General features: G+C 64.2%; 1 pseudogene. It reads left to right on the top strand.

The window, feature by feature from the left end:
* Positions 1-296 (top strand): annotated as a pseudogene (locus AC6CID_RS25085) (IS21 family transposase); the annotation flags it as partial.

Here is a 296-nt window from a genome sequence, read left to right on the forward strand (position 1 = left end):
GACAACCTCAAAACCGGGGTGGACCGTCCCGATCTCTACGATCCGCAGATCAACCGGGCCTATGCCGAACTCGCCGACTTCTATCAGGTGCTCATCGATCCGGCCAGGGCCGGCAAACCCAAGGACAAACCACGCATCGAACGCCCGATGCCCTATATCCGGGACTCGTTCTTCCGGGGCCGCGAGTTCACCTCGCTGACGCAGATGCAGGCCGCCGCACTGGCATGGTGCACCGACGTCTACGGCCGGCATCAGCATCGCGGTCTCGGTGGTGCGCACCCGGCGGTGGTGTTCGA

This window comes from Rhodococcus sp. GQ147, from assembly GCF_059759155.1.